This is a genomic window from Halorubellus salinus (assembly GCF_020567525.1).
Lineage (GTDB): Archaea > Halobacteriota > Halobacteria > Halobacteriales > Natrialbaceae > Halorubellus > Halorubellus salinus.
Genome location: NZ_JAJCVI010000002.1, coordinates 354277 through 373032 on the forward strand (window position 1 = coordinate 354277; position 18756 = coordinate 373032).

General features: G+C 70.9%; 20 protein-coding genes and 1 tRNA gene. 11 read left to right on the forward strand and 10 right to left on the reverse strand.

All coding sequences use genetic code 11. The features are described 5' to 3' along the window. The first annotated feature begins 98 nt into the window (after positions 1–98). Complete coding sequence (locus LI336_RS06240; protein ID WP_227131961.1) at positions 99–452, forward strand: DUF192 domain-containing protein; 354 nt, start codon at positions 99–101, stop codon at positions 450–452. 275 nt (positions 453–727) lie between these two features. On the opposite strand, the gene LI336_RS06245 is transcribed toward LI336_RS06240, so the two are convergent. Continuing rightward, positions 728–1732 carry a transcription initiation factor IIB gene (locus tag LI336_RS06245; RefSeq protein WP_227131963.1) on the reverse strand — a complete coding sequence of 335 codons (1005 nt, stop codon included), beginning with the start codon at positions 1730–1732 and terminating at the stop codon, positions 728–730. Between the two features lie 140 nt (positions 1733–1872). After that, complete coding sequence (locus tag LI336_RS20345; RefSeq protein WP_227131965.1) at positions 1873–2985, reverse strand: M48 family metalloprotease; 1113 nt, start codon at positions 2983–2985, stop codon at positions 1873–1875. Between the two features lie 203 nt (positions 2986–3188). Here LI336_RS20345 and LI336_RS06255 point away from each other — a divergent pair, with 203 nt between their 5' ends. Next, entirely contained in the window at positions 3189–3476 is a 288-nt protein-coding gene (locus LI336_RS06255; RefSeq protein ID WP_227131966.1) for a YgaP family membrane protein, read from the forward strand. 346 nt (positions 3477–3822) lie between these two features. Here the strand turns inward: LI336_RS06255 and LI336_RS06260 are convergent. After that, positions 3823–3907 (reverse strand) — tRNA-Ser (locus tag LI336_RS06260). A 104-nt stretch (positions 3908–4011) separates the two neighbouring features. Between LI336_RS06260 and LI336_RS06265 the strand changes: the two genes are divergently transcribed. Beyond that, a complete protein-coding gene (locus tag LI336_RS06265; protein WP_227131968.1) occupies positions 4012–4962 on the forward strand; it encodes an AAA family ATPase in 951 nt (316 codons plus the stop codon). An 84-nt stretch (positions 4963–5046) separates the two neighbouring features. Here LI336_RS06265 and LI336_RS06270 read toward each other — a convergent pair whose 3' ends face one another. From LI336_RS06270 to LI336_RS06300, 7 genes are all read right to left on the reverse strand, one after another. Continuing rightward, the gene (locus LI336_RS06270; RefSeq protein ID WP_227131970.1) at positions 5047–5259 is read right to left on the reverse strand and encodes a hypothetical protein; all 213 of its coding nucleotides are present in this window, start codon (positions 5257–5259) and stop codon (positions 5047–5049) included. Between the two features lie 98 nt (positions 5260–5357). Further along, entirely contained in the window at positions 5358–5942 is a 585-nt protein-coding gene (locus LI336_RS06275; RefSeq protein ID WP_227131972.1) for a DUF7519 family protein, read from the reverse strand. Beyond that, complete coding sequence (locus LI336_RS06280; protein ID WP_227131974.1) at positions 5939–7348, reverse strand: DUF58 domain-containing protein; 1410 nt, start codon at positions 7346–7348, stop codon at positions 5939–5941. The genes LI336_RS06275 and LI336_RS06280 overlap by 4 nt, the downstream gene beginning before the upstream one ends. Beyond that, complete coding sequence (locus tag LI336_RS06285) at positions 7345–7908, reverse strand: DUF7269 family protein (protein WP_227131975.1); 564 nt, start codon at positions 7906–7908, stop codon at positions 7345–7347. The genes LI336_RS06280 and LI336_RS06285 overlap by 4 nt, the downstream gene beginning before the upstream one ends. Continuing rightward, a complete protein-coding gene (locus LI336_RS06290; RefSeq protein WP_227131977.1) occupies positions 7905–8870 on the reverse strand; it encodes a DUF4129 domain-containing protein in 966 nt (321 codons plus the stop codon). Before LI336_RS06290 ends, LI336_RS06285 begins: the two co-directional genes overlap by 4 nt. A gap of 99 nt (positions 8871–8969) precedes the next feature. Next, complete coding sequence (locus LI336_RS06295) at positions 8970–9938, reverse strand: DUF4129 domain-containing protein (protein WP_227131979.1); 969 nt, start codon at positions 9936–9938, stop codon at positions 8970–8972. Between the two features lie 86 nt (positions 9939–10024). Next, the gene (locus LI336_RS06300; protein WP_227131981.1) at positions 10025–10657 is read right to left on the reverse strand and encodes a VOC family protein; all 633 of its coding nucleotides are present in this window, start codon (positions 10655–10657) and stop codon (positions 10025–10027) included. Between the two features lie 163 nt (positions 10658–10820). On the opposite strand from LI336_RS06300, the gene LI336_RS06305 reads away from it, so the two are divergent. The 8 genes from LI336_RS06305 to LI336_RS06340 all read left to right on the forward strand — a co-directional run bounded on the left by LI336_RS06305 (position 10821) and on the right by LI336_RS06340 (position 18746). Then, the gene (locus tag LI336_RS06305; RefSeq protein ID WP_227131983.1) at positions 10821–11354 is read left to right on the forward strand and encodes a metal-dependent hydrolase; all 534 of its coding nucleotides are present in this window, start codon (positions 10821–10823) and stop codon (positions 11352–11354) included. Between the two features lie 216 nt (positions 11355–11570). Next, positions 11571–13865, forward strand: coding sequence for a type II/IV secretion system ATPase subunit (locus tag LI336_RS06310; RefSeq protein WP_227131985.1), 2295 nt, complete (start codon positions 11571–11573; stop codon positions 13863–13865). Continuing rightward, positions 13862–15736: a type II secretion system F family protein gene (locus LI336_RS06315; RefSeq protein WP_227131987.1), complete on the forward strand. Its 1875-nt coding sequence runs from the start codon at positions 13862–13864 to the stop codon at positions 15734–15736. Before LI336_RS06310 ends, LI336_RS06315 begins: the two co-directional genes overlap by 4 nt. Continuing rightward, positions 15733–16479, forward strand: a complete 747-nt coding sequence (locus LI336_RS06320; protein ID WP_227131988.1) for a DUF7289 family protein — start codon at positions 15733–15735, stop codon at positions 16477–16479. The genes LI336_RS06315 and LI336_RS06320 overlap by 4 nt, the downstream gene beginning before the upstream one ends. Further along, on the forward strand, positions 16476–17045 hold the full coding sequence (locus LI336_RS06325; RefSeq protein ID WP_227131990.1) for a DUF7266 family protein: 570 nt from the start codon (positions 16476–16478) through the stop codon (positions 17043–17045). Before LI336_RS06320 ends, LI336_RS06325 begins: the two co-directional genes overlap by 4 nt. Continuing rightward, positions 17046–17756 carry a DUF7263 family protein gene (locus tag LI336_RS06330; RefSeq protein WP_227131991.1) on the forward strand — a complete coding sequence of 237 codons (711 nt, stop codon included), beginning with the start codon at positions 17046–17048 and terminating at the stop codon, positions 17754–17756. Beyond that, positions 17749–18201 (forward strand): DUF7262 family protein, encoded by a 453-nt coding sequence (locus tag LI336_RS06335; RefSeq protein WP_227131993.1) that lies wholly within the window; start codon positions 17749–17751, stop codon positions 18199–18201. The genes LI336_RS06330 and LI336_RS06335 overlap by 8 nt, the downstream gene beginning before the upstream one ends. Continuing rightward, positions 18198–18746 (forward strand): DUF7261 family protein, encoded by a 549-nt coding sequence (locus tag LI336_RS06340; protein WP_227131995.1) that lies wholly within the window; start codon positions 18198–18200, stop codon positions 18744–18746. The genes LI336_RS06335 and LI336_RS06340 overlap by 4 nt, the downstream gene beginning before the upstream one ends. The last annotated feature ends 10 nt before the right edge of the window (positions 18747–18756 follow it).

An 18756-nucleotide genomic window follows, 5' to 3' on the forward strand; every position in this document is an offset into this window, starting at 1 on the left:
AAATACGCACCGCCGACGCGAGCCACGCCGAACGACCGCGACCGTGTGCCGACGCGTCGCCGGAACGCTCTTGCGTGCTGCTGTCGACAGCACGCTGTATGCGAGTTCTCCACGACGACGGTGACACCGAGCGCATCCTCGCCAGCGACGTCGACGTCGCCGCGTCGACGCTCTCGCGCGCTCGCGGCCTGATGTTCCGGCGGTCTATCCCCGACGAGTACGCGCTCGTGTTTGCGTTCGACGACGCGGCCGCTCGTGACGTCCACATGGTGTTCGTGCCGTTCCCCATCGACGCGGTGTGGCTCGTCGACGAAGAGGTGACCCACGTCAAGCGACTGCGGCCGTGGCTGGGACTGGGGCGCGCGAGAGCGGACACGCTCGTGGAACTCCCGGCCGGTGCGGCCGCCGACGTCGACGTCGGGGACGAGATTCGCGTCGAGAACGCCTCCTGACCGAGAGCCGATTCGTTCGTCGACAACGCCTCCTGACCGAGAGCCGATTCGTTCGTCGACAACGCCTCCTGACCGAGAGCCGATTCGTTCGACGCCGTCGCTATCGGAATTGTGGCGGGCAGCCCACCCGTGCGGCGGTGTGCGTCGGCGGGTGGGACTCCCGTCGTGACCGACGCTCGCGCTGGTCAGCGCACGCCGCTGTTAGCTGCGAGTTCACGGGAAAAGTCTCGGGTCCAGACCGGAGTCGTTCACGCCGGAGAACGGGAGCGCGGTGCTTACGCGAGCGCGCCGCTCTGGTCGGCGTTCTCGAGGAGTTCCTTGTAGCGGTTCCGGATGGTGACCTCGCTGACGTTCGCGACGTCGCTCACCTGGCTCTGCGTGACCTTCTCGTTCACGAGCAGGCTCGCAGCGTAGACGGCGGCTGCGGCGAGCCCGACGGGCGACTTCCCCGAGTGCAGGCCTTCGCGTTTCGCGGATTCGAGGAGCTCGCGCGCGGTGCGTTCGCCCTCGTCGCTGAGGCCGAGTTCGCTCGCGAACCGCGGCACGTACTGGAGCGGGTCCGCGGGTTCGACCTCGAGGTTGAGTTCGCGGACGACGTACCGGTACGCGCGCTTGAACTCCATCGCGTCGACCCGGGAGACCGCGGCGACCTCGTCGAGACTGCGGGGGGTGCCGGCCTGGCGCGCGGCGGCGTAGAGCGCGGCTGTGGCGACGCCCTCGATGCTACGGCCCGGGAGCAGGTCCTCGTTGAGCGCGCGGCGGTAGATGACGCTCGCGGTCTCCCGGACGTCGTCCGGAAGGCCGAGCGAGCTGGCCATGCGGTCGATCTCGCCGAGGGCCTGCTTGAGGTTGCGTTCCTTCGAGTCGCGGGTACGGAAGCGCTCGTTCCAGGTGCGCAACCGCTGCATCTTCTGGCGCTGGCTGGAGCTGAGCTGGCGGCCGTAGGCGTCCTTGTTCTGCCAGCCGATGTTCGTCGACAGCCCCTGGTCGTGCATCATCTTCGTCGTCGGGGCGCCGACGCGGGACTTCTCGTCGCGTTCACCGGCGTCGAACGCGCGCCACTCGGGGCCGCGGTCGACGGCGTCCTCTTCGACGACCAGTCCGCAGTCGGCGCAGACCGTCTCGCCGTGGGACTTGTCGCTATCGAGGCGACCGCCGCATTCGGGACACGTCCGTTCGGCGGTTCGCTCTTCCTCTCGTTCGTCGTGCTGTACCGTTCGGTCGACGGTGTTGCGTTCGGCTGTACGGTCGTCGTTCGTTCGTGTACGGGAACCTGACATCGTATGGGGGGAGGGGCGGACCGGGTCGCGTGGTTTCGACACTGGACTCGGCCGTCGTTCAGTAACCAATTGTAATCGCTCCAGGCATTTAAATACAACGCCTAGTTTTATACCGTATGAGTTCGCTACAAGTACCGTTTCTATCGGGAGAACGCTACCAAACGTCGCTTCCTGGCTTCTATCGTTGGATGAACCGCGAACAAGGAAGTCATCCGCGTGGTGCCGGTGAGGACGAGTCGTTGCTCGACGAGCGCGTCGAACGCCGCGACGAGCGCGTCCGCGCCGACCGCTCGCGCTGCAGCGGCGTCCGCGGTGAACTCCGTCCGACGGAACACCCACGCCACGGCGAGCACGTACGGAACGCTCACGAGGACCCCCCACGCGGGGAGGTCGAGCCCGAACTCGACCGCGGCGAGCACCGGAAGGACGCCCGCGACGACGGCCCCGAACCGGACGGCGACGTGCCGGTGACGATGATGTGCGACCTCGTGCGCGACGACCGCGCGGACTCCGGCGTCGGTGCAGACGTCGAAGACGGCCGCGGTGACGAACACGTACTCGGGGCCCGGCGGCGTGCCGGCCGCGAACGCGGGCCCGATACGCGTCCGGTCGTCGACGACGCGGAGCGTGACGTCGTCGGGGAGGACGTCCGCGACCACGCGCCGTTCGGCCGACGTCGCGGGACGGGCGCGCAACGCGACCGCGAGCGTGTAGGGAAGCACGAGCATCGTGCCGGCCGCGAGCGCGAGAACGGCGGCGAGACGGGGAACGCCCGGTGGAACCGTCGAGACGACGAGTACCGCGACGCCGACGACGGCGACGGACCCGCCGCCCCGCGAGAGCAGCCAGCGGACGACGAACCGATGCGTGAGGTCGTACTCGCGGGCGCGACGCCGGTACGAGACCGTCGCGAGCGCGACCGCGAGCACGCCCCCGAGCCACACGCCTCCGAGCGCGACGACGACCGCAGCGGCGCGCACCGAGGCGACGGTCGACGCGGACCCGAGAACCGCCGTCGTGCCCGCCGCCGTGAGCGCGTCCGCGACGACCGCGTCACCGTCGACCACGCGCCAGCCAGCGAGGACCGCGGCCGTGACGACCGCGTACCCGACGCGTCGAAGTCCGCGAAGCGCCCCCGCCAGCTCCGGCCCGTCGAGGGCCTCGTCGAGCCATCGCGCGACCGCTCGCGTCCCGAGATACGCCGCGCTCCAGCACGCGACGACGAACGCCAGCACGACCCAGTACCCGGACACGACACCGCGTTCGCTCACCAGCGGCAAGAAGATGGTGTCGACGCGACCAGCCGGCGGTCGGCCCGGTCGCGCTCACCGCCCCAGGCCATCCGTCGAGCAGACGGCACCGACGACCACCACCTCGAGAGTGATTCTCACCCGCAGAGAAACGAGCTCGCGCCTTAACGTCACCCGACGCGTCTAGAAGGACAGGTGCTTACACCATGCAAAAGAACGTCGGCGGCTACGACCGCATCGCCCGTTTCGTCCTCGGCCCAATCCTCGTCATCGTCGGCCTCGCACACGTCCTCGAGGTCTTCGCGATAGCGAGCGGTACACTCGGCCTCGGCATCGCCGTCGCCGCCATCCTCGTCGGTGCGGTGTTCCTCGTGACCGCCAGCACCCAGAAGTGCCCGCTCAACAGCGTCCTCGGCTTCGACACGTTCAAGCCGAAGACGACCGACGACACGGAACCCACCACCGACACCGAACGCGTCGGCCCCACCAACTAACCCCGCGATTTTTCGCAGTAACCGCACGCCAAGAGCGCCCTCGCCGTCGTTCGGCGTCTTCGTGCCTAAGGACGCCGAGAAGGAGATTTGAACCACGGTCGCAGCGAGCCGCTTCCTGGTTCAGATCACGCTGCTGGCGTTCTTCGACTCCGACCTGTTCGCGGCGAGCAAGCTCGCAGCTCACGGTTTGAAGTCGAAGAAGCGCCGAGGAGGAGATTTGAACCGAAGCCAGACGTGCTCGCTCACGTTCGTTCGCTGCGCGCGACTGGCAGGGTTCGAATTCCACGTTCACGGTTCTCGCAGGACGGACGACTCGCTACGCTCGTCGTCGTTGTCTTGCGAGAAGCGCCGAGGAGGAGATTTGAACTCCTGAGTCCTTGCGGACAGTTGCTCTCGAAGCAACCGCCTTGGCCGGGCTAGGCTACCTCGGCTACACCCTGCGATTCGCGGCTGATGATTTTATGGGTTTCGATTCGTTCGGTGGTCGTGTGAGTTATCGCCACCACTAAATTGTAGTATGTGTTTCAGGTGGAACATGGACGTCGCTCAAGCGAGCGAGGACTGTGCCGCCGTCCTCGACGAGATCAGTAACGCCGTCATCGCCGACCGAGAGTTCCTCGAGACCGTCCTCCTGGGAGGCGTCGCCCGCGGACACGTCCTCCTCGAGGACGTCCCCGGCACCGGGAAGACCCTCACCGCACGCGCCATGGCGAGCGCGCTCGGCCTCGAGTTCTCCCGCGTCCAGTTCACGCCCGACCTGCTCCCCGCTGACGTGACGGGAACGCACGTGTTCAACGAGGAGACGCGCGAGTTCGAGTTCCAGGAAGGCCCGATCTTCGCGAACATCGTGCTCGCCGACGAGATCAATCGTGCGCCGCCGAAGACCCAGGCCGCGCTCCTGGAGGCGATGGAGGAGGCGCAGGTCACCGTCGACGGCGAGACCCGTCAGCTCCCGCAGCCGTTCTTCGTCATCGCGACGCAGAACCCCGTCGAGCAGGAGGGGACGTTCCCGCTCCCGGAGGCGCAGGTCGACCGGTTCATGGTGAAGTCCAGTATCGGGTATCCGGACGAAGCCGGCGAGACCGAGCTCCTGCACCGGCGCGCGGGCCGCGTCGAGCAGTCCCCGAGCGTCGACCGCGTACTCACCGACCAGGAGGTCACCGACCTCCGGAAGGTGCCCGAGGACGTCACCGTCGACGAGGACCTGCTCTCGTACATGGCGCAGTTGACGCGGTTGACGCGCGAGGACGGTCGCGTCGAGGTCGGCGTGTCGCCGCGGGGCACCCAGCGGTTGTTCGAGGCGTCGCGGGCGTACGCGACGCTCGTCGGCCGTGATTACGTCACGCCGGACGACATCAAGCGCGTCGCCCAGCCCGTCCTCGCGCACCGGCTCGTGCTGACGCCGGACGCGATGGTGAACAACGTCGAGAAGTCCCAGGTCGTCGACGCCGTCCTCGAATCCGTTCCAGTGCCGACCGTCGAGTGACGCGTCACTGACAGCGCACTCGCTTCCTCCGTCGGTGCGTTCTTCCGCGCGGTCGGCTGTTCGTTCCTGCTCGTCGTGTCGCGTTCAGCGACCGGTGTCCGTGCTGGTCGCGTCGATGTTCCACGCGCTCTCGCAGGCGTCGTCGCAGAACGTGCGGTCGAGGAGGCGGACGCCGACGTCCGCCTCGCGGTCGGTCGGCGGGTTCTCGAACAGTTTCGTCCCGCAGTACGCGCAGTACTTCTCGGTGCCTCGCGGCTGGCGGTCGGTCGGGTCGCGTGGCTGCTGTGACTGGGCCATCGGTTGCTCGAATCTTACGTCCGTTCACTCGTAACCCCCCACCCGACCACGGTCGGCAACGCGCCGTCGCACTCGACCCGGGGAGGGTGTGCAGGCGGTCACCGGAGCGCCTGGAGGAGGATGCCGACGGCGACGAGGAGGAAGATGACGCCGGAGAGCGGCCTGGAGCCGCCCGCGAACAGGAAGACGACGTACGCGAGGCCGGCGGTCGTGGTCCCGATCGCGACGGTGGCGGCGGAGTGTGCGACCTCGGCGCGCGCGGTGTCGGCGTCCCGCCCGAGTTGTTTGCCGAGGCTGATGGCGTTCTGGCCGGCGTCCCACGCGACGACGGCGGCGACGGTCGCGACGAGGATCCAGAGCGGTGGGGCGTCGCCGGAGCCGCCGAGTGCGACGCCGCCGAGGAGGGCGAGGCCCGCGCCGTCGACGAGCTTCGGGTACCCGGAGAGGACGCCGGGGGCGAGGGCGACGATGCCGAGGGCGGCGAGTGCACCACCGGCGGTGCTGCCGACGCTCGCGGCGATGGCGACGACGCTCGCGGCGGCGAGTGCGACGACCGCCGACAGCGGCGTCGGTCGTCGGTCGACCTCGCGGCCCGTCAGCTCGTCCTCGGCGTCCGCGCTCGCGGCGTCGGCGTCGTCGGTCCCACCGGCACCCGCGGCGTCGTCCGCGGCGGTCGCGCTCATGCGGACCACCGCCGTCTGGCGCGCGCGAGCGTCGTGGCGAGCGTGTCGTCGACGTTCCAGTCGACGGCACGCACGCCGACCTCGCGGAGTGCGCTGATGCGAGCGAGTCGTTCGACGCGTGCGACGCGATGCCCGAGCGTCGCACCGTCGGTCGGGTCCGGGCTGATTATCGTGACGGCGTGGCCGTGAGCGTGCAGGAGGCGCGCGGCCTTCGCGGCTTCGTCGTCGGCGAGTGGCGAGAACATGATGACTTGCGCGTCGTTCGGCAGGCGCTTACGGAGGTTCCGGAGGCCGATACCGAGCGAGAAGTAATCGTCGGGGCGTTCGGGCGAGAGCGCGGGATGCCTGGCGAACAGTTCCTCGGCGCGGATGCGGTGCTCGTTCCCGAGACCGGGCGCGAGCCAGACGTCGCTCGCCGACAGCGCGCCGATGCCGACGCGGTCCCCGGTCTCGAGGAGGGTCGCGAACACCTGACCGGCGGCGTCGATGCCGTGGTCGGCGGCGTGGAAGTTGTCGCCCTCGCCGTGCACGTACGCGGCCTGTCGGAGGTCGAGGACGCACACGACCGTCGCGGCCTTCTCCTCGCGGAACTCGACGGTCGTCAACTCGCCCGTTCGCGCGTGCCGGTTCCAGTCGATGCGTGACAGCGAGTCGCCGCGACGGTACTCGCGGGTCTGGTAGAACTCCAGGCCCTCGCCGCCCGTGTTCGTGTCGACGCGGCCGGCGTACCGCGACGTCTGCTGGCGGAGCGGGACCTCGGCGGTCGCTTCGAGCGACGGCGTCGCCACCATCTCCGTCCCCGCAGCGAGGTCGAGTTCGGTCTCGACGGCGCCCGTGAACCCTCTCGCGTACACGGAGAGCGTCCGGAACTCGTGCGTGCCGCGTTTCGCGGCGACCGTGTACGAGAACGACGTCCGTTCGCCCGGTCGGAGGAACGTCGCAGTGCGCGCGGTCCCGTCGATGACCTCGAGGCTCTCGGGGACGCCGTCGACGAGCCTGAGGTCCGGGAGCGTCGACTCGCCGGTGTTCTTGACGTGCACGGTGACCTCCACCTCGTCGCCGAGGTCGGGGTCGGCGTCCGAGAGCTCGCGGTCGACGGCGAGTTCCACGCGAACCGGTTCGGCCACCTTCGCGTACGCGGCGAACGCGATGCCGACGACGGCAGCCAGCAGGAGTGCGGGCGACCGGAAGATGATGCCGGTGCCGCCCAGCAAGGTCGTGACGGCGGCGACGCCCTCCCAGTGATGCGTCGCCGTCTCGTGGTGCTTGATGATGCGAGCGCCGACGGTCTCGCCGTCGAGTTCGACGGTCGCGTCGGCCGACGGCGTGACGTCCGTCTCGGCGTCGGTGCTCGCGGTGTCGTCGTCGGTGTCGGCGGCGTCGGTCGTCGTGGTCGTTGCACTCATGCGTTCTCGCCCTCGCTCATGTCGACGATCTCCTTCGCGGCGTGGGTCGCCCAGCGTTCGAACTGCGAGCGCGACCGGTCGAACAACGACACGCGTTGCAGGATGGACGTGCCCTGAATCTCGCCGGTGAAGAACGCGGCGGCGTAGGGGTCGTCGGTCCACGTGCCGTCGTCGATGCGTTCGATCGCTTGCTCGCGAGAGAGCCCTTCGGTGCGGACGACGACGGCGACCGCGGCGGCGCGGAGGCGTTCGCGGACGGTGTCGCGTTGCGCGCCGCTGTACCGGACGGCCGCGGCCTGGTCCATGAGCTCGTCGAAGTCGTCGCCGGGCGTCGGGAGTTCCTGGGCGATCTCGGGGTCCGCGGTCGTCGCTTGCTCGTAGGGCGTTCGCCGGCGTGCGTTCACGACGCGGACGGTCTGGAGCGCGAACCCGAGCCCGATGAGGCTCAGGAACAGTTCGTTCGCGTCGAACAGCCCGGCGAGTCCGGGGACGAACAGCATCGCGAACCCGACGACGACGAACACGACGCCGAGCGTGGACACCGCGGTCTTCGAGTTCACGCGTCCGCACCTCCGTACTGGGATTCGATGCGGCGGAGTGCGTCGAGCGCGCGGGCCTCGCGGTCGCTCGTCGCCGCGGTGTGGCCGTACCGGACGCGCTCGAACAGCTCGGTGAGTTCGACGACGTCGTCGCGGTCGATGCCGGCGTCGACGGCGGCGGCGGCGAACTCGCCGGGCGTACTCGACTCGGGGTGGTCGACGTCCAGGTGCTCGGTCATCTCGACCCACGCCCGGTAGATCTCGTTGTCGACGTCGTCGGTGTCCTCGATGCGGTCGGCGGCGCGACCGGCAGCGGCGGCGAACTCGTCGACGTCGACGAGGCCGTCCTCGACGGCTTCGTCGGGTTCTTCGAGCGCGTCGAACGGGTCGTCGTCGTCGGTTTTCCCGCGCGTGACGAGGACCGCGCCGACCGCGGCGACGGCGATGACGGCGACGATGGCGACGAGCGCGAGCGGGAGGTCGCGAGCCTGCTCGCCCTCGCCGGCGCCGCCACCGGAGCCGCCGGGCGCGAAGTCGGTGCGCGTCTCGTTCATCTCTTCGGCGCCCGAGCGGTTATCCGGTTGCGGAATCTGGCCGGTGTAACACATCCCGAACAGCGAGTACACGAAGAACAGGAGCACGAGGAGGAGCATCGCGAGCGAGATCGCTTCCATCTGCCCGCGCTTCCAGTAGACGGCGCCGACGATGCCGGTGAGGCCGACGAGGACGCCGAACCACAGCAGCGGGCGTTCGGAGCCGTCGACGCACTCGCGGTCCCGTCCGGAGCGGTCGACTGGGGTGTTCGTGTAGTCGGTGGGGTCCGACGTCGTCTGCTCGACCTCGGTCTCCGTCATGGTGTTGGGGGCGCTGGGGGCCGCTCCGCCCCCGGTGGTCTGCGCGTCGTCGACGCTCCCGGCGACGGCGACGATGGCGGTCGCCGCGAGCAGTGCGACGACCGCGACCTGGAGGGTGGAGCGATTCATCGGTCCAGTGTTTCAGAGTAGTAACTAAAGGGGTTGTGGAACGTCAAAGAACCACTTACGTCACGTGTTTACACACCTCAAAGGCGTCGGTCTTCGGTGTCACGGCGATCCGTCCTCGTTCCAGAAGTCGTCGAGGTCGCTCGCGGACGCCTCCATCCGTCGGAGCGCGTCGACCGCGCGCGCCTCGGTCCGCTCCGTCGGCGGTTCGTCGCCGTACCGGACGCGCTCGAACAGTTCGGTGAGTTCGCCGACGGTCCCGGGGTCGACGCCGGCGTCGACGGCTGCACGCCGGAACTCGCCGGGCGTGCTCGCGTCCGGATGGTCGACGTCCAGGTGCTCGGTCATCTCGACCCACGCCCGGTAGATCTCGTTGTCGACGCCCGCCGACCGCTCGATGCGGTCCGCCGCTCGCCCCGCGGCCTCCCGGAGTTCGTCGACGTCGTGCGCTTCTGGTGGTTCGACCGCGTCCGGCCTGCGCTCGTCGGGGTCCTCGGCGTCCTGGGCGTCGCGAGCGAGCGCGACCGCGAGCGCGCCGACGCCGACGACCGCGAGGGCGGCGACGAGCCACGTCGGCGACGCGAACTGGCTGGCGTCGCCGAGGACGCCGAACGTCGCGTCACCACCCCTGGGGGTGGCGACGACGTCGCTCGGGACGAAGCTCTGGGGCGCGTCCTCGTCGGTCCCGCACTTGCTGAGGAGCAACCAGACGAACGCGAACGGGAGGGCGAGCACGCTGACGTACGCGGTCGCCGCGAGCGCGTCCTGCCTGTGGCGCGCGTACAGCCACCCCGCGACCGTCACGCCGCCGACGATGGCCCAGAACGACACCGAGTACAGCCACGGGACGCACGCCCCGATCTCGAGGTCGAGTTCGCCGGGACTCCCGATGGGGTCCGCGGTCGAATCTCCGCCCTCGCCCTGTTCGTCCGCGGGTCCGTCGTCCTGGAGCGACCCACCGCCGGGTGCGTCGTCGGTCGGTGCGGGCGCAGCGAGCGTCGCTGCTGCGGCAGCGACCGCGAGCACGCACAGCACGCCGACGACGACGACGCGCGCACGCTCCGAATCCATACAGTCACGTTAGCAATTGACGCTGGTGAGGGTTTCGGTGGCGGCGTTCAGAGGCCACCGCCGCTCGCCAGGTCGGTCGCACACTCTCAGTCGAGTCCACCGACGCCACTGGCTGCGTCCGGGAGGTCGTTCTGCTCGACCGGAATCCCGAGTTCCTCCAGCGCCGCACGCATGTGCTCGTCCTCCGCGTAGTCCGCGCCCGCCTCCTCGCGGATGCGCTGGGCGGTCGCGAGCACCTCCGCCTTCCGGTCGTCGGGGAACTCGTACTTGTCCGTCGTCAGTTCGATGACGAGCCCGCTGTTGTCGCGCGTGTACAGCGAGAAGAAGATGCCGCGGTCGAAGACGTTGTAGCCGCGGCCGTCCTCGTCGAGCGCCGCCATGGTGTCCTCGAAGTCCTCGGGCGCGATGGAGAAGCAGAGGTGGTGGACGCCACCGACCTGCGTGCGCTGGCCGCGCGGGCTCTCGCGGTCCGGACTCACGAAGAACGTGAGGATGCGGCCGTCGCCAGTGTCGAAGAACAGGTGCGTCTGACTCGGGTCGTCGAGGTTCGGCTGTCGGAGCACGAGGGGCATCCCCAGCAGGTCGCGGTAGAACGCGATGGTGTCCTCGGCGTTCGACCCCCACACGGTGACGTGGTCGGTTCCAGTGGTGTGGATGGGGCTGTCGGGTCGGTCCGCGCTCGTGGGGATCTCCGTCTGGCTCTCAGCGTCGTCTGTCATGTCTCGTGATAGGTTCCGAGCCCGCATAAGCCCTCGCGGGCGCTGGCGTCACCAGGTGACGTCGGTGCCAGTCGACGGTCGTCGGGTCGACATCTGAACTCGACAGTCGTCGGTTCGACATCTAGACTCCACACTGAAGGGGCGTTGCGAGAGACGAGCGCGTATGGTCGACGTATCCGGCCACCTCGGCATGGCGTTGCTGTGGCTCGCAGGAGCGTGGGTCGTCGTGGAGGACGCGCGGACCGCGGCGACGTTCGTCCTGGTCGGGGTCCCGTTCGGGATGCTCCCGGACGTCGACCTCTACCTGCGGTACGTGCTGCCGACCGTGAAGCACCACGGCGTCTTCCACACGGTCCTCGCCGTCGTCGCGTTCGCGGTCGTGCTCGCACCCGTCGTCGCGTTCGCGCTCCGCGCGCTCGACGCCCGCGTCGACGACCTCGCACTCCCCGAGCGCGTCCGCGACGACGCAACCCGGTTCGCGGGCGTCGCCGTCCTCGTCGCCGGGCTCGCGCACGTGTTCGCGGACACGCTCTCCGCCCCCGACAAGGCGGAGGCGCTCGAACCGTTCTGGCCGCTCTACCCGCACCCGCTCGGCATCGACGTCGTCTACTACGACGACCCGCTCGTGAACTACGGACTGCTCGTCGGTGGCGTCGTCCTGAACGTCGCGCTCTGGCAGTGGCGAACCAGCCGGTGACCGACGTCCACGACCCGGTCAGGTGTGCGCGTCGCTCGTCGGGTAGAACGCGTTCCACGCGAACCACGTGACGTCGACGGACGAACGTCGAGTCCGCGCATAACCGTGACCGGCGCGTGCACGACTGTCACACAGCCGAACGCGACGACGGAACCCAGCCAACACCCTCGTCATCATTCACTTAATTTAAATCCTATACCGACGGAACAGACGGGTATGCCCGACCCGCCGACGCTCGAACTCCCCGACGACGGCGAGCGCGCCAGCGACCCGGGGCCTTCGAGCGACGTCCCACCCCCGATACCGCCCGACGACCCCGACGCCTGGTACGCACCCGACGTCCGCGCCCAGTACGCCGTCGCGCCCGACGTGGTCGCGACCGTCCGCGAGACCACCGACGGGTTCGCCTACGACGTCCGCGAACCCGGGCTCTCACCGGACGAGAACCCCGTCGTCGACCGCGTCGTCGACTACTTCGCGGACGCGAACCTCCGCGCACCCCGGACGAGAGAAGCGGTCCGAGACCGCCTCCGCGAGGGCTTCTCTGGGAAGCACGAGCGCGTCGTCTCCCGGCTCGTCGACCGGTCGCCCGCGAGCGAACGCCGCGTCCGCTACCACCTCCTGCGCGAACTCCACGGGCTCGGCGACCTGACGCCGCTCGCACTCGACGACCACGTCGAGGTCGCGGACGTCGACGACGACGTCCTCCGCGTCCACACCGACCGGTTCGCACCAGCCTCCACGCGCATCGACGCGGACGTCGACGACCTCGGTCGGTTCGCCAGCGAACGCCTCGCGCGCTACACCGTCAGCTTCGAGCACTACGAGATACCCGTCGTGCTCTACCGCGAGCACGCCATCGGCGGGGACGCGTTCAACACGCGGTACGCGGTCCTCGAACCCGACCTCCTCCCCGGCGACCGCGAGCTCGTCGCCGACGCGACCGAGCGCGTCTGGGAGCACGCCGTCACCACGCCCGACGTCGACCGCGTCGCGCTCGTCCGCGACCGCGCCGAACGGTACCTCGAACGCGCCCTGAACGCACGCTCCGCGAAGGCGTGGCTCGGCGCCGCGCGGCATCGCGCCCGCGAACTCCTCGCCGACCTCGACCTCGCACTGCCGCCCGTGGACGACCGCCACGGCCGCGACCGCCTCGACGACCTCGTCTACTACGTCCTCCGGGACTACGTCGGGCACGGCGAACTCACCGTCCCGATCCGCGACCCGAACCTCGAGGACGTCGAGGCGAACCGCGTCGGCGAACGCGTGAAGGTCGTCCCCCGCAGCGACCTGCACGACGGCCGCGTCCCCACCAACCTCGCATTCGACGACGAGTCGTCGTTCGTGAACGTCGTCACCCAGCTCGCGGCGAGCGACGGCGTCGAACTCACCGCGAGCAACCCGAGCGCGAAGGTGAACCTCGACGTCGGCACCGACGAGACCGTGCGGTGCGCGGTCGCGCTCCCCGTCGTCAGCGAGGGCGGCCCGCACGTCTCCATCCGCAAGCAGGCCGCTGACCCCCTCTCGCCCGTGGACCTCCTCGAAGCCGGGGCGCTCCCCGTCGACCTCGTTGCCCTGCTGTGGATGCTCTACGAGCACCGCGGCGTCGTCCTCTTCTCCGGCCCCACGGGCGTCGGGAAGACGACGCTGATGAACGCCCACATGCCGTTCGTGCCCTTCGACCACCGCCCCGTCAGCATCGACGAGGGGTCCCGGGAGGTCGCCCTCCCCCACGAGACCGGCGTCTCGCTCACCACGCGCGACCACCAGACGCCGTACAAGCGCGTGACGATGGCGGACCTCATGACCGAGACGAACTACCTCAACCCCGACGTCGAGGTCATCGCGGAGGTCAATACGCCGGAGTCGTTCGCGACGTTCGCGGAGACCCTGAACACGGGTCACGGCGTCGTCGGGACGACGCACGCCGAGTCGGTGGAGAAGCTCGTGAACCGCGTCGTCGAACAGGGCCTCCCGAGCTACCTGCTCGCGGAACTGGACCTCGTGGTGTTCCCGCGGCACACGGACGGCGAGCGGTACGTCGGGCGCGTCGTCGAGTTCGTCGACGAAGCGACCTACGAGGCGTGCTCCGGCCCGAAGGGCCGCGTCGAGAAGGACGGCACGACGGTGTACTACGACGAGGTGCTGTCGCGGACGCCCGACGGGGAGTTCGAGCGCGCGTACGAGCATCCCGACCTCCACGACACGGCCGCGTCCCGTCGCTGCGAGCACGCGGTGTTCGAGACCATCGCCGACCGCACCGACCGGACCGTCGACGCGGTCGAGGACGAGTTCCACCGCAAGCACCGGTACGTCGAGCACTTCGTGCGCGACGGCGTCCGGGACGTCGACGAGCTGTTCTCCGTCGTCGCGGACCTCCGGACGGACGAGGCCGCGACCGTCGCGTCGCGAACGAGCACGGACGACGACGGCGCTGCCGCCACCACGGACGCGGTCGGCGACGAGGACGCGGCTGCGAACGCGACCGACGACGAGGGTGGTGGGTCGTGACGCGGCCGGTGTCGGCGCTCGACCGGGCGGCGTACGCGCTGTTCTCGCGCCGCGCGGACGCGTCGCGCCACGACCGGAACCGCGAGCGGTACCGCGGGTCGGGCGTCCAGGTGCCGTTCGACGTGTTCGTCGCGCGCCTCCACGCGCTCGCGTGGCTGATCGCGGCGCTCGCCGGACCGGCCGCGGCGGCGCTCGCGCCGCTCGCGGTCGCGGCGCTTCCCGGGGTCGCGCTCGGCCCCGGCAGCGCTGGGGCTGGCGGTGAGGCCACCGCAGTCGGTGCTGGTGGCGTGTCGATGCTCGCGTTCCGCGCCGGTGCGTTCGCGGTCGGCGCGTTCGTCGGCCATCGCGGGACGACGGCGCTCGGCGGCCGGTACCTGGCGTGGCGCGCTCGCGCCCGCCGCATCGGCATCCAGCGGACGCTCCCCGGCGCGGTCCGGTACCTGCGCGCGCTCTCGACGGGGACCGACGACCGCCGGACGATGCTCGCGAAGGTCGCCGAGAACCGGGACGCGTACGGCGCGACCGCCGACGCCGCCGGCGCCGTCCTCGCGAAGGCCGAGTTGACGGGGAGTCTCAACGAGGGCCTCCGCCTGGTCGCACGCGACACGCCGAGTCAGGACACGCTCGCGCCGTTCCTGATGAAGTTCCGCGAGCACGCCACGCAGGGTCCCGAGGAGCTGTCCAGATACCTCCGGATGGAGAGCCGGATGCTCGGGCACCGGCAGGCCCGGGAGCGCGAGCGCGCGAGCGGGTTCCTCGAACTCGTCGCGGAGCTGTTCGTCGTCCTGCTCGTCCTCCCCGCGCTCCTCGTCGTCGTCCTCTCCGTGATGAGCGTCCTGACGCCGAGCCTGAACGAACCCCTCGGCGCGGGGCTGGGGGCGGTGACGCCGCGAGCAATCATCGTGTACGGCGCGGCGGTGTTCGTCGCGGCCGTCGGCGCGCTCTCGGCGGCGGTCGTCGTCTCGCTCCGGCCGGTCGCGGCGACCCCCGAGTACGAGCGCCCGCACGGCGTGGGGGCGACGTTCGCGTCCGCGCTCTCGAACCCGGCGAGCGCGAGCGTCGTCGCGGTCGCCCTCGCTGCCGGCGTGGTCGTCATCGCGTGGGCGACCGGCGCGAGCGCACTCGCCGCACTCACGGTCGGGTACGTCGCGTACGCCGTCCCCGTCGGCGTCGTCGCCACCCGTCGCGCGCGCCGCGACGACGCGAAGGACCGCGAACTGAAGGACTTCGTGCACGCCGTCTCCGGGCACGTCTCGCTCGGCCGGCCGTTCCCGGACGCGGTCGCGCGCGTCGCCGACGAGGTCGACCTCGGGCCGCTCGACGCGGACGTCGCCGACCTGGCGTTCGCCGCGGGCCTCACGAGCACGGACGGCGACCTCCGGACCGCCGCGCTCGACCGGTTCGTCGCCCGCGTCGGCACGCCACTCAGCGAGCAGACGATGCGGTTGGTCACGGGTGCGCTCGACGCTGGGAGCGACACCGAGACGGTGTTCGAGACGCTCCAGACGGAGGTCGGGCGCCTCCACCACGAGAAGCAGTCGTTGCGCGACGAGATGCTCGTGTACGCCGCCGTCGGGTGGACGACCGCCATCCTGGTCGTCGGCATCGTCGTCGCCGTGAACCTCTACGTGCTGGACTCGTTCGCGCAGCTATCGGCGGTGTCGACGCCCGGGACGGGGTTCGTGCTCGACCCGGACGCGGTGAACGTCTCGCGCGAACACCGGCGGTTCTACGTCGTGACGCAGGCGACGATGCTCGCCTCCGGGTGGTTCGCGGGCGCGGCGAGTCGCGGGAAGTACGACGCGCTCCTGCACTCCGGGCTCCTGGTCGCGTTCGCGTACGTCGTGTTCACCCTCGGAGGGTTGCTATGACTCGCGACAGTTCGCTCGCCGGTATCGGCGCGCGCGACCCGGCTCGCGCGCAGAGTCACGTCGTCGGCGTGGCGCTCCTGCTCGGCGTCACCGTGGTCGCGATGGCGGCGGTGACCGCGGGCGTCGGGTCGACGGTCGACTCGGGGGTCGCTCGCGCGGACGCCGACCGGGCCGCGGACGCGTTCGCGAGCCTCGACGCGGTCTCCAGGTCGGGCCCGGGGTCGGTTCGCGTCGAGTTCGCGGACGGCCGGCTGTCGACGGTCGAACGCGACGTCCGCGTGCTCGACGACGCGGGCGACGTGGTGCGTGCGGTGGACGCGAACGCGCTCGTGTTCGAGGCGGGCGACCGCCGCGTCGCGTACCTCGCCGGCGCGGTCGTCCGCGGGGACGTGGGGAACGCGTGGTTCGTCGCCGACCCGCCGGTCGCGGCCGGCGAGGAGAGCGTCCTCGTGGGCGCGCCGACGGTCGGCGCGAGCGAGTCGGTCGCGGTCGGCGGCCGCGGCCGCGTCGACCTCGACGTCGACGTCTCCCACGACCGAGAGACGCTCCCCGCGGGCGCGTACCGGCTGGCGGTCGAGACCGCGACGCCGCGACCGTGGCGGGCGTACTTCGAGGCGCTCGGCGCGACCGTCGAGACGCGCGACCTCGACGGCGACGGCGTCGAGAGCGTCGTCGCGTCGTTCCCGGGCGGTCGACGACTCCACCTGGTCGTGCACGCGCTCGACCTGGAGGTGGACGCGTGACGCTCCTCGACTCCGGGACGACCCGGGAACGACCCGACCGCGAGCGAACGCCAGGACGAGCCGGCGCTGGCGCGGGCCGGCGCTCGCTCCTGGGCGACGACCGCGCGCTGTCGTCGGTCGTCGGGAAGACGCTCGAACTCGGGTTGCTCGCGCTCTACGTCGGCCTCCTCGTGTCGACGTTCTACGGGGGCGTGCTCCCGGAGTACCGTCTCGGTGCCGCGGGGTCTGTCGCGGACCGTACCGGCGCCGCGGTCGCGACGGACGTGGAGGCGGCGGTGCCGTCGACCGCGGACGTCGGCGTCCCCGCCGACGCGGGCGTGCAGTCGGTCACCGTCGAGCGCGAACTCGACGTCCCCGGGACCATCCGCGGGGACGCGTACCGGCTCCGGCTCGACGACGACTCGCTCGTCCTCGAGCACCCGCGAGCGGCGTTGTCGCGGACGATACCGCTCGCACTCCCGGCGTCGGTCGCACGCGTCGAGGGCGCGGCGCGCAGCGGGGAGACGGTCGTGGTCGTCGTCGAGTCGACGCCCGAAGGACTGGTCGTTCGACTGGAGGGCCGCTGAATGCGCGATGCGACCGTCCGAGTCGACGGCGACGAGTCGGGTCGGCGCGCGCAGGCGAACCTGGCCGCACTCGTCGCGGCGCTCGTCGCACTGACGACGGTGTCGACGGTCGCGGTCGTGGTCGCCAACGGTGCGCTCGCGGACGCGACCCGCGAGCCGGTCGAGCGCCAGGGTGCGACCGCGCTCGCGGACCGCCTGGTCGCCGCCGACGGCCCCGTTGCCGTGCGCGAGAACGTCCTGAACGAGTCCCGCGTCGACGCGCTCGACGCCGACGCCGTCCGCGGCCTCGCCGGCCTCCCGGAGAGCGCCGACGTCCGGGTGCGCGTCGACGGCGAGACCGTCGTCCAGACCGGCGACGTGGCCGGTGGGACGACGGTACGGCGGGTCGCGCTCGTCGTCGACCGCGACCCGCGGACGGTGACGCCCGGACTCGACGGCCGCGACCGCGTGACGCTCCCGCGACGCACGCCCTGGGTCGCGATTACGGTCGCGCCGACCGCGGGCGAGGTGACGACGGTCCGCGCGAACGGTCGCGTCGTCCTCCACGACCCCGACGGGCTCGCTCCTGGACGCTACCGCGTGAACGTCTCCCGTCGCGTCACGCCCGCGCTGTCGTTCGCGGGCGAGGACCTCGCCACCGGCGCGGTCGAGTTGACGTACGCGCCAGCGGACTCCCGGAAGGTCGTCGTCGAGGTGACCGTCGATGCCTGAGGCGTTCAGCGCCGGTGGGTCCCCGCCGTCGCCCGGGCCGCGAGCACGCGGCCAGTTGTCGCTGTCGGCGGTCGAGGCGGCGGTCGGCGTCCTGCTCGTCCTCGGTGCACTTGCGTCGTTCCTCGCGGGCGTCCCGGCGCCCGCCGACGAGCGAGCGGCACTGGACGCGACCGCGTCGGACGCGGCGACCGTCCTCTCCGTCGAGAACCCGCGGCACGCCGGTGCGACGCGGCTCGCGGAGGTGGCGCGGTCGCCCGACGCGTTCGAGCGCGAGCGCGACGCCCTCCGGCGGCGCGTCGCCGCGGTCCTCCCCGAGAACGTCCTGTTCGAGGTGCGGACGCCCCACGGCACGGTCGGGTTCGACCCACCCGAGGACGTCGAAGTCGGGGTCGCGACCGTGCCGACGCGGTACGGCGACGTCACGATACGGGTGTGGTACGCGTGAGACGACTCCACGCCAGTAGTGGTGGGGTCGACGCGGGCCGCGACCGCGGGCAGCTCGTGCTCGCCGCGGCTGGCGTCGTCGCGGTCGCACTCCTCGCGATGACGGCGGCGTACCTCCAGCTCGGCGCGCACCCGGACGTCGCCGCGGAGCGAGACGTCGGCCCGCGAGAAGCTATCGATCGCGCGGTCGGCGTCCTCTCGCGGGCGGTCGACGACGCTCGCGTCACGCACACCGGGGAGGCGTGGGGCGACCGCGAGACCGTCGTCGACGCCGTCAGGAGCGACCTCGCGACGGCACTCGATTCCCTGGAGACCGCACGGGTCGCCCGCGGGACGGCGTACGCGGTCGATTACGACCAGGCGGCGGCGTCGGCGTACGCGAGCGAGCACTGCCCTGGCGGGGACGGTCGCGCGTTCGGTGACTGCGAGGCCATCGAGGGCGTCGTCGTCCAGGAGCGCGCCGGCGAGACGACCGTGCTCGCGGTCGCGTTCGAGGTGACCGTGACGACGCCCGATGGCGAGACGACCGTCGAGGTCGTGGTGTGAGGTCGAGCGC

Bases quoted from the DNA above. Each gene is read 5' to 3' on its own strand.
- LI336_RS06275 (WP_227131972.1), bottom strand. From the start codon at position 5,942: ATGAGCGCGACCGCCGCGGACGACGCCGCGGGTGCCGGTGGGACCGAC.
- LI336_RS06270 (WP_227131970.1), bottom strand. From the start codon at position 5,259: ATGGCCCAGTCACAGCAGCCACGCGACCCGACCGACCGCCAGCCGCGA.
- LI336_RS06290 (WP_227131977.1), bottom strand. From the start codon at position 8,870: ATGAATCGCTCCACCCTCCAGGTCGCGGTCGTCGCACTGCTCGCGGCG.
- LI336_RS06335 (WP_227131993.1), top strand. From the start codon at position 17,749: ATGCCTGAGGCGTTCAGCGCCGGTGGGTCCCCGCCGTCGCCCGGGCCG.
- LI336_RS06265 (WP_227131968.1), top strand. From the start codon at position 4,012: ATGGACGTCGCTCAAGCGAGCGAGGACTGTGCCGCCGTCCTCGACGAG.
- LI336_RS06240 (WP_227131961.1), top strand. From the start codon at position 99: ATGCGAGTTCTCCACGACGACGGTGACACCGAGCGCATCCTCGCCAGC.
- LI336_RS06305 (WP_227131983.1), top strand. From the start codon at position 10,821: ATGGTCGACGTATCCGGCCACCTCGGCATGGCGTTGCTGTGGCTCGCA.
- LI336_RS06245 (WP_227131963.1), bottom strand. From the start codon at position 1,732: ATGTCAGGTTCCCGTACACGAACGAACGACGACCGTACAGCCGAACGC.
- LI336_RS06330 (WP_227131991.1), top strand. From the start codon at position 17,046: ATGCGCGATGCGACCGTCCGAGTCGACGGCGACGAGTCGGGTCGGCGC.
- LI336_RS06300 (WP_227131981.1), bottom strand. From the start codon at position 10,657: ATGACAGACGACGCTGAGAGCCAGACGGAGATCCCCACGAGCGCGGAC.
- LI336_RS06310 (WP_227131985.1), top strand. From the start codon at position 11,571: ATGCCCGACCCGCCGACGCTCGAACTCCCCGACGACGGCGAGCGCGCC.
- LI336_RS06295 (WP_227131979.1), bottom strand. From the start codon at position 9,938: ATGGATTCGGAGCGTGCGCGCGTCGTCGTCGTCGGCGTGCTGTGCGTG.
- LI336_RS06255 (WP_227131966.1), top strand. From the start codon at position 3,189: ATGCAAAAGAACGTCGGCGGCTACGACCGCATCGCCCGTTTCGTCCTC.
- LI336_RS06320 (WP_227131988.1), top strand. From the start codon at position 15,733: ATGACTCGCGACAGTTCGCTCGCCGGTATCGGCGCGCGCGACCCGGCT.
- LI336_RS06280 (WP_227131974.1), bottom strand. From the start codon at position 7,348: ATGAGTGCAACGACCACGACGACCGACGCCGCCGACACCGACGACGAC.